At 61.8% G+C, this 12,505-nt stretch carries 8 protein-coding genes and 1 pseudogene; 7 read left to right on the forward strand and 2 right to left on the reverse strand.

All coding sequences use genetic code 11. The features are described from left to right. Positions 1–291 precede the first annotated feature (291 nt). The 5 genes and pseudogenes from folC to ACMX25_RS36780 all read left to right on the forward strand — a co-directional run. Positions 292–1,611 (forward strand): annotated as a pseudogene (gene folC / locus ACMX25_RS36760) (bifunctional tetrahydrofolate synthase/dihydrofolate synthase); the annotation flags it as partial. A 35-nt stretch (positions 1,612–1,646) separates the two neighbouring features. Then, complete coding sequence (locus ACMX25_RS36765) at positions 1,647–2,534, forward strand: SPOR domain-containing protein (RefSeq protein ID WP_414954788.1); 888 nt, start codon at positions 1,647–1,649, stop codon at positions 2,532–2,534. Between the two features lie 6 nt (positions 2,535–2,540). After that, positions 2,541–3,077, forward strand: coding sequence for a CvpA family protein (locus tag ACMX25_RS36770; protein WP_414954789.1), 537 nt, complete (start codon positions 2,541–2,543; stop codon positions 3,075–3,077). A 138-nt stretch (positions 3,078–3,215) separates the two neighbouring features. Further along, positions 3,216–4,766 (forward strand): amidophosphoribosyltransferase, encoded by a 1,551-nt coding sequence (gene purF, locus ACMX25_RS36775; RefSeq protein WP_414954790.1) that lies wholly within the window; start codon positions 3,216–3,218, stop codon positions 4,764–4,766. 274 nt (positions 4,767–5,040) lie between these two features. Continuing rightward, positions 5,041–6,231, forward strand: a complete 1,191-nt coding sequence (locus ACMX25_RS36780) for an O-succinylhomoserine sulfhydrylase (RefSeq protein WP_414954806.1) — start codon at positions 5,041–5,043, stop codon at positions 6,229–6,231. Between the two features lie 53 nt (positions 6,232–6,284). On the opposite strand, the gene ACMX25_RS36785 is transcribed toward ACMX25_RS36780, so the two are convergent. Further along, entirely contained in the window at positions 6,285–6,626 is a 342-nt protein-coding gene (locus ACMX25_RS36785) for an FKBP-type peptidyl-prolyl cis-trans isomerase (protein WP_414954791.1), read from the reverse strand. Positions 6,627–6,891: 265 nt separating this feature from the next. Between ACMX25_RS36785 and ACMX25_RS36790 the strand changes: the two genes are divergently transcribed. Continuing rightward, a complete protein-coding gene (locus ACMX25_RS36790; RefSeq protein ID WP_414954792.1) occupies positions 6,892–8,055 on the forward strand; it encodes a sensor histidine kinase in 1,164 nt (387 codons plus the stop codon). 61 nt (positions 8,056–8,116) lie between these two features. Continuing rightward, a complete protein-coding gene (locus ACMX25_RS36795) occupies positions 8,117–9,532 on the forward strand; it encodes a hemolysin family protein (RefSeq protein ID WP_414954793.1) in 1,416 nt (471 codons plus the stop codon). Between the two features lie 33 nt (positions 9,533–9,565). Here ACMX25_RS36795 and treY read toward each other — a convergent pair whose 3' ends face one another. Next, positions 9,566–12,502 (reverse strand): malto-oligosyltrehalose synthase, encoded by a 2,937-nt coding sequence (gene treY, locus ACMX25_RS36800; protein WP_414954794.1) that lies wholly within the window; start codon positions 12,500–12,502, stop codon positions 9,566–9,568. Positions 12,503–12,505: the final 3 nt, after the last annotated feature.

Raw genomic sequence — 12,505 nt, forward strand, 5'->3', positions numbered from 1 at the left:
AATGGAACTGCACGCTGTGGACACTTAGGGTAGAGCGGTGAAAGCGTTTTCTTTGCTTCGTTTCTTTGTCGCTTTGGACAAAGAAATGACGCGCCGCCACGCGCAGTGGCTAATAGTGATAAAGAAATCAGCCAAGATATAACCCGCGAAGACCCTGGAAAGCAGCAACCCGGCATTGAACCAGATCGCTACCACAGAACCCGTGCACCCCGGCATTGACCCCGACCGTAACCCAAGAGCCCCGCCACCGCCCAACACCCCTCAACTGACAACCAGCATCCACCCCAAGCACGATCATTCATGGCGACATTTCCTACCCTCAACGCGTGGCTAGAACACCTGGAATCGGCGCATCCCGTCGGCATCGACATGGGCCTGGCGCGCATCAGCCAAGTCCGCGACGCGCTCCAACTAAAGTTCACGTGCCCGGTAATCACAGTCGGCGGAACGAACGGCAAGGGTTCAACCTGCGCGATCATCGAAACCATTTTGGTGCGCGCCGGGTATCGCGTGGGCTGTCATACGTCACCGCATCTGCTCGACTTCAATGAGCGCGCGCGAATCAATGGCGTCGATGCCACCGACGACGAGCTGATCGAACATTTCGAAGCCGTCGAACAGGCGCGCATGAGCCTGGCAGAACCAGTCTCGCTGACGTACTTCGAATTCACCACGCTGGCGATCATGCGGCTGTTCGCATCGCGGAACCTGGACGCAGTGATCCTCGAAGTAGGGCTGGGCGGCCGCCTCGACGCCGTCAATATCATCGATACCGATTGCGCGATCATCACCAGCATCGACATCGACCATACGGAATACCTCGGCGACACCCGCGAGAAAATCGGCTTCGAGAAAGCCGGCATTTTCCGCCCGGATACGCCCGCCATTTGTGGCGATCCCTCGCCGCCGCAGTCGCTGATCGACCACGCGAAGGCAATTGGCGCGGATTTGTGGCTCGTCGGCCGCGATTTTCGCTACGAAGCGCAGGGCGGTAACGAGCGCCAGCAATGGAGTTACATCGGCCGGACGCAACGGCGCTCGGCGCTCGCCTACCCGGCGTTGCGCGGCGCGAATCAGCTGATCAACACATCGGCGGCGCTGGCCGCCCTCGAAGCGCTCCGCGAGCGCATTCCGGTATCTGCGCAAGACATTCGCCTAGGACTGGCGAACGTTGAGTTACCGGGACGTTTCCAGGTTGTGCCGGGCAAGCCACAAGTGATCCTCGACGTCGCTCACAATCCCCACGCCGCCGCCGTTTTGGCTCAGAATCTCGGCAACATGGGATTTTTCCCCTACACGTACGCAATCTTCGGTGCGATGGGCGACAAGGACCTCGCCGGCGTCGTCGAGCATTTGAAGGGCGAGATCGATCACTGGAACGTGACGGCCCTGCCCACCCCGCGCGGCGCTCCTCCGGCCAAGCTGGAAAGCGTTTTACGCGATGCCGGCGTCAACGACAGCAGTGACAGCAGCGTTACACAATTCAACAATCCGGCCGACGCTTTTCAAGATGCGTTAAAGCGAGCGTCCGAAAATGATAGAATTTTGGTTTTCGGCAGTTTCCATACGGTGGCCGGCGTCATGGCTTACCGTAAATCGCAGCGTCATTGAACGGACGGCCGGCCAGCCTCTCGCAAAAGCCAACCATGTCCTTTTTCTCGTTCGGCAAGAAAGACGACGCGCCCTCAGGTCGCGACGCATACTCCGACTCCCCGCGCGGCTCGCGTCAGACCGTGCGTACCGAACGCCGGACGCGCCGCAGCGACCGTCCTGAAGCCGACGCAATGATGCTCGATCCCACCCTGCCCGAAAAGCAGCGCGCGCGGCGGCGTCTGGTCGGCGCGCTCGCGCTGGTCGCAGCAGCAGTGATCATCCTGCCCATGGTGCTGGATTCGCATCCGAAACCCGTCACCGACGACATCTCCATCGATATCCCCGCACGCCCGGCCGCGCCTCTGCCCAAGACGAGTCACAACGACGCGTCGGATGGCGGCGCAGTCGATTCGTCAGCGGATACGCAAGCAGGCGTAGCACCGGATGGCCCCGCCGCAGCGCCGGACAATGCGGCGGCAGTGGCGTCCAAGCCCGCCTCTGCGGTCAATTCGAATCGAGGCTCTACACCAGTACAGCCGCAAGCTCAGGCCAAGGCCGCGGCGGCTGCGCCCGAAGCCAAGCCGGTAACACCGCCGCCCGTCGCTACAGCGGCCGCGAAACCGCCAGCGGAAGCGCCTGCGGCCACCGCAGCTATCCCGAAACCGAACACACCGGCCTCGCCGGCGGGCAGCCGTTTCGTGGTCCAGATCGGTACCTTCGATGACGACACCGCAGCTCAAAACTGGGTGACCAAGTTGAAGGCGGCGGGAGTGCCCGCATATATCGAACATCGGAAACAGGCTGACGGCAGTAGCCGCACGCTGTTGCGTGCCGGACCGTTCGCTGACCGGACGGCTGCATCGGCGGCGCTGGTCAAGGTGCGGCAAGCAGGGCTGGGTGGCGGTAGCAGCAGCGGCAGCAATAACGCATCGGCGAACTAGCTGTAGATGTTTACGAGTTTCGACTACGCGGTGATGGCCGTGATCGGCCTGTCCGCGCTGCGCGGCATGTGGCGCGGCCTGCTGGCCGAAGTGTTCGGCCTGATTGGCTGGATTGCGGCACTGTTGATCGCGGGGCGGTTCGTCGGGCTGGTCGTGCCGTACATTCCGGCGCATTGGCCGGGCGGGGTGCTGACGCAGTGGCTGATTGCATTTCTGCTGATTGTCGCGGGCGTGCTGGTGGTATCGAGTGTGGCTGGCGCGTTGTTGACACGCGTGACCGAAGTGATCGGGCTGCGCGGTATCGACCGGTCGCTTGGACTGTTGTTCGGCCTCGTGAGAGGGGCCATTCTGGTAGTGATCCTGGTCGCCCTCGCGGGCTTGACCGAACTGCCGCAACACGATTTCTGGCGTAACGCGTTGTTCCGGCCCGCGGCCGAGCAAGGCGTGCGAGAACTGAAACCGCTGCTTCCCGATACGCTCGCCGCGTACGTGCGCACCACGCCGGACGGCCCGCAAGATCCGTCCACCACGCCTGCGCAATGACGTCCTGGCGCGCTACCCGAGAACTTTGCTACGGCTCGGCGCAACACCCTGCAGTCTGATCACCCCAACCGGGGCCGTCTGCATTCGTTGCACCGATACGCCTTTTGGACCCGTTTCGACTCTTTGAAGGACCATGCCATGTGCGGCATCGTAGGCGTAGTTTCCCAGACCCCCGTGAACCAGTTGATTTATGACAGCTTGCTGCTCTTGCAGCATCGCGGGCAGGACGCGGCTGGCATTGCAACGGCCAATGGCAATAACTTCCACATGCATAAAGCCAACGGCATGGTCCGCGACGTGTTCCGCACGCGCAACATGCGCAGCCTGCCGGGTAATGTCGGCATTGGCCAAGTGCGGTATCCGACGGCCGGATCAGCATCGAGCGAGGAAGAAGCCCAGCCGTTCTACGTGAACGCGCCGTTCGGCATCATCCTCGCCCACAACGGCAACCTGACGAACTGGCCGCAGTTGAAGGAAGAGATGTTCCGGATCGATCGCCGGCACATCAACACCGCGTCGGACACGGAAGTCCTGCTCAACGTCTTCGCGCACGAACTGCAGTTGTCCAGCTCCGGCCTGGAACTCGATCCGGCCGCGCTGTTCAAGGCGGTGAGCGGTGTGCATCGGCGAGTGAAGGGTTCTTATGCCATCGTCTCGCTGATCGCGGGTTATGGCCTTGTCGCTTTCCGCGACCCGTTCGGCATCCGTCCGCTCGTGCTCGGCAAGATGGAAACCGCGACGGGCGTGGAATGGATGGTGGCGTCGGAATCGGTGGCGGTTGAAGGTATCGGCTTCGAATTCGTGCGTGACGTGGAGCCGGGCGAAGCGATTTTCATCGATAACGACGGCAACCTGCACAACCAGCAATGTGCCGAGAACCCGAGCCTGAACCCCTGCATCTTCGAACTCGTCTATCTCGCGCGTCCCGATTCGTGCCTCGACGGCGTGCCGGTCTACAACGCGCGCCTGCGCATGGGCGATTACCTCGCCGAGAAGATCAAGCGCGTGCTGCCGGGTGTCGCTATTGACGTGGTCATGCCGATCCCCGATTCATCGCGTCCCGCCGCCATGCAAGTGGCCGCGAAACTGGGCGTGGAGTATCGCGAAGGATTCTTCAAGAATCGCTATGTTGGCCGCACGTTTATCATGCCCGGCCAGGCGGTGCGCAAGAAGTCGGTGCGCCAGAAGCTGAACGCGATGGCGATCGAGTTCAAGGGCAAGAATGTGTTGATCGTCGATGACTCCATCGTGCGCGGCACGACATCGCATGAAATCGTGCAGATGGCGCGCGATGCAGGCGCCGCCAAGGTGATCTTCGCGTCCGCTGCACCACCGGTGAAGTTCCCGAACGTGTATGGCATCGACATGCCCACACGCGGCGAACTGGTCGCCCATGGACGTTCGGACGAGGAAGTCGCGCGCATGATTGGCGCAGATCATCTGGTCTATCAGGACGTGGCCGACCTGAAGCAAGCCATTCGCGACATCAACCCGGCGCTGCGTGAATTCGATGCATCGTGCTTCGATGGCAACTACATCACCGGCGACATTGACTCGGCTTATCTGGATCGCCTGGAAACGTCGCGCTTGGCGCCGCAAGCCCAGTCGGATCGCGACGCCGCGAGTGAAGCCATGGAAGGCGGCGATGTATCGCGTTCGCAGTTGCACTTGCAGTTGTCGGTGGAGTGAACGGGGCAAGGAAACGCGTGATAGGATTGGGTTTGCGTCGATTTGAGATCAGCTTGCGGACGCGGGTTTTGATTAAAAGCTAGAGGTTTAGCTTCACTCGGAACCCGAAACAGCTAAAGCGAACCGGTGGCGAATCTGGACCACGCGCCGGCGACGCTACAGGCTTTTCCGCACCGAGCCCGCTCATGCTGACGCAGAAGCGGGCTTTTTTGCGTCCCGGTTTTTTGGCCGGGCTAACGAATAGTTGGACTAGATGGGAATGGAAAACACGAACATGGACGACAACCTCAACTTCGATACGCTCGCCGTGCGCGCCGGAACGCTGCGCAGTGAGTTCAACGAGCACTCGGAAGCGATTTTCCTGACATCGAGCTTTGTGTTCGAGAGCGCCGCGCACGCCGCGGAAAGCTTCAAGAATTCCGAAGAGGCTTACACGTACTCGCGCTTCACGAACCCGACGGTTGCGATGTTCCAGAACCGCCTGGCGGCGCTGGAAGGCGGCGAGGCGTGCATGGCGACGGCTTCAGGCATGGCCGCGATCATGTCGGTGGTGATGTGTTCGATGCAGCAAGGCGACCATCTGGTCAGTTCGAAGAGTTTGTTCGGATCGACGATCGGGATGTTCTCGCAGATCTTCACGAAGTTCGGGATCACGACCACGTTCGTCGATGCCACCAATCTGGACGAATGGCGAGCCGCCGTGCGTCCCGAGACGAAGATGTTTTTCCTCGAAACGCCGTCGAATCCGCTGACGGAGATTGCGGATATTGAAGCGATCGGGAAGATTTCGAAGGAAGTGGGCGCGTTGTTTGTCGTCGATAACTGTTTCTGTAGTCCGGCACTGCAGCAGCCGTTGAAGCTCGGCGCGGATGTCGTGATGCATTCGGCGACCAAATTCCTCGATGGTCAGGGACGCGTGTTGGGCGGCGCGCTGGTCGGGTCGAAGCAGTTCATCATGGAAAAGGTGTTTCCGTTCGTGCGCAGTGCAGGGCCGACGTTGTCCGCGTTTAACGCGTGGGTCTTGCTGAAAGGCATGGAAACGCTGTCGCTGCGGGTGGAGAAGCAATCGGCGAATGCGCTGGAAATCGCACGCTGGCTCGAGACGCATCCGGCAATCGAGCGCGTGTTTTATCCGGGGCTCGAGTCGCACCCGCAATACGCGATTGCCAGGAAGCAGCAGAAGGCAGGCGGCGCGATCGTGTCGTTCGAATTGAAGGGCGAGACGCGCGAAGAGCAGCGAGCGAACGCGTGGCGTGTGATCGATGCAACGAAAATCTGTTCGATCACCGGCAATCTCGGCGATACGCGCACGACGATTACGCATCCGTCGACTACAACCCACGGGCGGTTGACGCCTGAAGTGCGTGAAGCGGCGGGAATTCGGGAAGGGCTGATCCGGCTAGCGGTGGGGCTGGAAAATGCCGGGGATATTCGCGGGGACTTGGAGCGGGGATTGAACGGGTAATTCCAATCGCGCCGACGGTTCGTCCAAACACCGCCGGCGCGATCGAACGAGCCTTAAACGTCCAGCAATTCCACTTCGAATACCAGCGTCGCGTTCGGCGGGATCACGCCGCCGGCGCCGCGCACGCCATACCCCAATTGCGGCGGAATGGTCAGCTTGCGTTTGCCGCCGATTTTCATCCCCTGCACGCCTTCGTCCCAGCCCTTGATGACCATGCCGCCGCCGAGCACAAACGCGAACGGGTCATTACGGTCGTGGCTGGAGTCGAACTTCTGGCCGTCCGTGAGCCAGCCCGTGTAATGCACGCTCACCGACTTGCCGGCAACGGCTTCAGCGCCTTCGCCCACAGTCAAATCTTCATACTTGAGCCCTGAGTCGGTCGTCACGATCGCCATGTAACACTCCTTGTAAAAGCCGACACCGCCGGCTGGTTCTAAAGCCGGTATTGTAGGGCTTTCAGGCGGCATTGTTACACCCGGCGACGCGTGCACGAGGTTTGCTGCGAGTTTGCTGCACCCTTTGACAGTATCTCGTTAATGGGGAGGAGAAGCCGGTCAAGCCCCACGGGGAAAGCCCGGAAGCACTCCCCTATAATGGCCAGTCATCTCGATAACACCGGGCAAGATACTCGCATTCATCAACGCTCAAGGATTTCCTATCGTGACAACGTCTTTCTCCGGCACGGTCGACACGGGGCACGCTCCCCGTCCTGAAGCGCCGGTCGCGGGCACGGACGGCGTGCTCGTGCTGGATACCGCACAACGCTGCCTGTCCGCCGATACCGTTTTCGCCCATCTATTCGATCTCGACCCTCACGCATTCGAAGGCCGTGCACTCGCCGATACCGCCTTGCCCAAACCCCTGATCGCCGTGCTTGCTGAAGCAGCCGATGCCGCGTTCGCCGCCGGCAGCGTGCGTCGCGCGAGGGTATCGATTGACGAGGGCGAGGGCGGGCGGTCGAGATCGCGTTCGTTCGCCATCCTCGCGCTGCCGGGCAGTATCGGCCAGGCGGATACCGTGACGCTGATTGTTTCGCCGAGCGGCGCCGGGGCGTCATTAGAAACCAAGTCACCACAAGCCGATGCCGATGAGCACACCGCGCATTTACGTGCCGAAGCGGCGCTTTTCATGCGCGATCACGTGCTCGGCGTCGTGTCGCACGATTTGCGCGGTCCGCTGAACGCGATCCATAGCTGGGGTTACGTGCTCGAGCGCAAAGTCGATACCACCGATGCCGCCGCCCAACGCGCGCTAGGCGGGATTCGTTCCGGCGTGGAACAGCAGGTGAAGCTGATCGAGCAATTTATCGATACCACCCGGGCCGAGACCAAAACGCTGGCGCTTGATCGTTCGCCGCTTGCGCTGCGGCACCTGATGGACACAAGCGTTCAGCAAGCCCGCGCGAGTCTGGCGGACACGCGGCATGTCACGCTGCACGTTGTATCCGAGCTGGTGGAAGGGCAAATTAGCGCCGATACCGAACGTCTCACCCAGGCGCTCTGGCTGATGCTCGCGTTCGCCACCGAGGCGAGCGCCGCGGAATCGAAGGTCGTGCTGGACGGCTCGGTTGATGGCGGTGTTTTCAGCGCGATCGTCACATTCACGGAATCGCAGAAAGCGCTCCTCGATCCTGAGCTTCCCCATGTGCTCGAGGCGTTCGCCCGAAGTCAGGCGACGTTGCCGCGCGAAGCTGCGCGCATCGCGTGGGTGCTCGCACTGTGCAAACGTGTGGCTGAAGCGCACGGCGGGACCTTCGAACACGACGATCTCGCCGATGGCGCCTCCGTAGCGCTCAGGTTGCGCGTGCCGTTGAGCGGCACCTGATTTAACTTTCGGTCAGCTTGCACCTCTATACTGGCGTTTTCATTTTGCGGAGCAGGTTGCTTTGAATCAGGTTGTCGCGCTAATTGGTGCCTTGTTGCTCGTCGCGTTGAACGGGTTTTTCGTCGCGGCCGAGTTCGGGCTCGTCAAACTGCGTGCCACGCGCGTCCAGGCAATCGCACGGTCGAACGGTTTGCCGGGCCGTTTGCTGGCTAAGGTCCACGGCAAGCTCGACGCGTATTTGTCGGCGTGTCAGCTCGGCATCACGCTGGCGTCGCTCGGACTTGGCTGGCTGGGCGAACCGGCGTTTGCCGAATTGCTGCATCCATTGTTCGCGCTCGCGGGCATCGAATCGGTGAAGCTGATCGATGCCGTCTCGCTGTTCTTCGCGTTCTCCTGCATTTCCTTCCTGCACATTGTGGTCGGCGAGCTCGCGCCGAAATCGTGGGCGATCCGGCGCGCGGAACAGGTCGGCCTGTGGGTCGCCATGCCGCTCTACGGTTTCTACTGGGCCATGTATCCGTTCATCTGGGTGCTGAATTCGAGCGCGAATTTCGTGCTGCGATTGTTCGGCCTCGGCGCGGAGCATGGCGGCGACGCCCACTATTCCACCGATGAACTCAAGTTGATCCTGCGCGGCCGCCGCTTGAGCGGGGCATCGACGGCCGCCTTGCCGGATGCAATCGGGGCAGGGTCTGCCGGATCTGCCGGATCTGCCTATAACGCCGATGAATGGAACACCATTGCCCATTCGCTCGATTTCAGCCGCATGACGGTTTCAGACCTGATGCGCCCGAACCACGAGATGGTCGGCCTGCGCAACGACGTGCCCATGCGCGACAACATGCAAGTGATCGCGCGCCATCGTTTCAGCCGCTATCCCCTTTTCGCCGATGCCTCCGGCGAACACGTCCTCGGCATGATCCACCTGAAGGATTTGCTGCTTGCACGCGATGGCGCCGGGCGCGGCTTGCTGCAAGGCTTGACGCGGCAGGACGCGAAGCAGGATGAACTGGCCAAGCATGTGCGGCCGGTGCAGTACGTGGCGGGGAATCTATCGGCGCTGGAATTGTTCCGGCGCTTTCGCAAAGGCGCGCCGCACTTTGCGCTGGTCGGACGCAAGGGGCAAAAGCCGATCGGCTTCCTGACGCTCGACAACCTGCTGGGCGCGCTGGTTGGCCAGATTCACGATGAGTTCCGTCAAGGCGACGCGGACTGGTCGCGCATGGACGACGGCACGCTAATGGGCAAGGGCAGCTTGCCGGTGGTATCGCTTGAACGGGCGTTGGGGATTGATATCGACGAAGGGCAGGCGGAATCGGTCGGCGGACTCGTGATCAATGCGCTAGGCGATTTGCCGAGCGAAGGACAGCGGATCGGCTTCGATCGTTTCGATATTGTGGTGAAGAAGATGAACGGGCCGCGCATCGTGCTCGTGCGCGTGTATCCGCATGAAGAGGTGGCGCAGGAAGCGGAGTGATTTAGGACTCCGTTTGCCACGCCCTCAGCCACGTCAAGCCCGTGGCACGCCTTCTTCCATTAGTAACGCGACCGGCATCGAAGCCAGCGCATCGCGCATGAACAAGCGCTGCCCATCCGACTTCGGCGCGTTCGGGCTCAGCCAGTCGAACAACGCACGCGATGCCAGCGCTTCCGGCAAAACGACTGCCGTATCGCCCCAATGAGCGGCGTCTACCAGCGGCAGGCCGTCATTGCTTTCACTCAGCAGCGAGTCGGCCAGCCGCGTGGCGATGACCACCGCGTACGCGCTGCCCGCATGCCGTGCAAACGCAATCACGCTGTCCGCATGGGCACCTTCCACCTTCAGCGGAACATACGCGCCCTTCTCGAATAGCGAATGCGCGTGCGCGCGCAACGCCAGCGCGCGCCGAATGATCCCCAGTTTTACCCGGCCATCGCGCCAGTTCTTCAATTGCTCCGATGGTGCCCCTTGCGCCTCGCCTTCACTCAGCCACGCGCGGCGTTGCTCGAAGTCGACGGGCCGACGGTTATCAGGATCGACGAGACTGAAATCCCATAGTTCGGTGCCCTGATAAAGATCCGGTACCCCCGGCGATGTCAACCGCAACAACGTCTGCTGGAAACTATTGATCGCGCCAGTCCGCGCGACGCGGTCCACGAACGCCGGCAACTCGCCGAGGAAACCATCTCGACGTTGAGGAGCGAGGATATCGAAGAGAAAATCGCGGCATGCGTTCTCGTACGCTTCATCGGGCGCGAACCAGCTTGTGCGCAACTTGGCTTCGCGCAACGCCTTCAACTGCCAAGCGCTCACGCGTTCGGCGAGCTCTTTCACGCCATCCTGATCGTCAGGGGAGAGCGTCGGCGGCCAGCAGCCAACCAGCGTTTGATACAGCATGGCTTCGGCAGCAGCGCCCGGCGCCCAGTCGTGTTCATTGCCGTTCAGCACGCGCCGATGCGGCGTGTTCAACGTCGACCAGCTTCGCAACGTCGCGGCCCATTCATCGGGAATCTCGCTCAAACCCGCGATCCGCGCGCGGACGTCTTCGCCGCGTTTGTGATCGTGCGTCGCGGTGTTGAGCATCGCGTTCGGGAAGCGTTTGGCGCGTTCGAGATTGCCCGCGTGGAACGCGTCGACCGACAAGGAGAACTCGCCCGGATCGGCGCCTACTTCGTTGCGCGAAATCAGGCGGCCGTATCGATAACACGCGGTGTCTTCAATCGCCTTGGCCGCCACCGGCGACGTGAGTTGAGAGAACAGAGTCTGCGCGTTGCGTCGATGTGAACCGCTGGAGTTCGAGCCCGCGCTGTTTGCTTGCAGATTTTGATTAGGCAAGCTAACGGCTTGACGATCTCGGTCCCTATCGCGGTCGCGATCCCGGCCGCGATCAAGCAAGCGCTCGCGTTCACGTGGTTTCTCTTCGACGGCATCGTCGCCGCCCGGACCGCCGAGCCACTGCGCGATTTGATCGAGGATGACAAGATCAGCGGGCGACAGCGCGGCCTTGGCGCCTTCGTACGCTTGCGAGAAAAAGCGCTCGTCTTCTTCGCTGCGCAGACCACCGACGGGATAGATCCGGTACACGGGAAAGTGCACGACGAGCTCGCTCACCACCCGCCGCAACGAGGAATACGTGAAGTCGCGAGTGACCGGCGTATCGCGTGCGATCCGATGCAACGCGCGCGCAACGCGATCCAATTCAGCGGACAAGTTCTCGGCCAGGATCTTGCGCCGCGCCGCTTCCGCTTCGACGGCAAAATCCGCCGGACGTCCGGACAATTCGGCCCAGCTTTGTGCCAGTGGCTCGGCACCGCGCGGATCGTGCAGCAATGCACCGACGTCGTTCATGAAGTCGTAGCCGGTGGTGCCGTCGATACGCCAGTCGTCACGCACGGGTTCGCCGCGCGCGAGGATTTTTTCGACGACGAAATACGTGCGGTCCTGTTTCAAATTTTCCGGCCGATGTTCAGCCAGCTCTTCCAGCCGGCCACGCAAGCGCTGGCAATATTCACGCGGTTCGGCGAGGCCGTCGACGTGATCGATACGCACGCCGTCGATCACCCCATCGGCAAACAGCTTGAAAATCAACGCGTGCGATGCCTCGAAGACTTCAGGACGTTCGACGCGCATGCCGCCGAGCGTGCTGACGTCGAAGAAACGCCGCCAGTTCACTTCGTCGGCAGCAGTGCGCCACCAGGCGAGCCGGTAATGTTGCCGCTCCAGCAGCCGATGCAAACGGTCGCGGCCGATGGGGTTATCGCCGGAATGCGCTTGCACGGCGGAGCCGATAACCCGCTTGCCGTCGTCCGTTGCCGCGTACTCTTTCAACGCCGCCCGCGCTTCGTCGGCACGCGGCTGGTCGCCCGGTTGCGTGGACAGCCCCGTGAAGCGCTGCGCCATCTCGGGCGCGTGGTCCTGCAACACCGACGTGTAGTCGAGCGGACTCACCGGAAACGTGTGCGCGTAATACTCGATCTTGAAACGGCCCCAATCGGCGTCGTACACCAGCTTGATCTTGCCGCCCTGCAATTCCTCGCCATAGGCCGCGCCCAGGAACGGCGCGAGCACTTTGCCGCGCAGCGCGGGATCGGGCGAATGCCAGTCGATATCGAAATAGCGCGCATGCGCCGCGTGCCGTCCCCATTCGAGGATATCCATCCACCAGAGGTTTTCCGATCCGCCCACGCCCATGTGATTCGGCACCACGTCCACGATCACGCCCATCTCGTGCGCGCGCAGCTTTTCGACGAAGCGCCTCAAGGCCTCTTCACCACCGAGTTCCGGATTGACGCGGGTGTAGTCGACCGTGTCGTAGCCGTGCGTCGAGCCGCTGGTCGCGGTGGTGATCGGCGATAAATACGCGTGACTGATCCCGAGCGCGGCCATGTAATCGACTTGGCGCGCGGCGTCGTCGAAGGTGAAATCCTTGTGCAGCTGGAGCCGGAGCGTAGAGCGTGGAACGGTCATGGT

The sequence above is a fragment of the Caballeronia eucalypticola genome, from assembly GCF_047608185.1.
Taxonomy (GTDB): Bacteria; Pseudomonadota; Gammaproteobacteria; order Burkholderiales; family Burkholderiaceae; genus Caballeronia.

What these genes read in the sequence shown, in the direction of transcription:
- ACMX25_RS36785 (WP_414954791.1), bottom strand. Translation starts at nt 6,626, where the DNA reads ATGGCGATCGTGACGACCGACTCAGGGCTCAAGTATGAAGATTTGACT.
- purF (WP_414954790.1), top strand. Translation starts at nt 3,216, where the DNA reads ATGTGCGGCATCGTAGGCGTAGTTTCCCAGACCCCCGTGAACCAGTTG.
- ACMX25_RS36765 (WP_414954788.1), top strand. Translation starts at nt 1,647, where the DNA reads ATGTCCTTTTTCTCGTTCGGCAAGAAAGACGACGCGCCCTCAGGTCGC.
- ACMX25_RS36770 (WP_414954789.1), top strand. Translation starts at nt 2,541, where the DNA reads ATGTTTACGAGTTTCGACTACGCGGTGATGGCCGTGATCGGCCTGTCC.
- ACMX25_RS36780 (WP_414954806.1), top strand. Translation starts at nt 5,041, where the DNA reads ATGGACGACAACCTCAACTTCGATACGCTCGCCGTGCGCGCCGGAACG.
- treY (WP_414954794.1), bottom strand. Translation starts at nt 12,502, where the DNA reads ATGACCGTTCCACGCTCTACGCTCCGGCTCCAGCTGCACAAGGATTTC.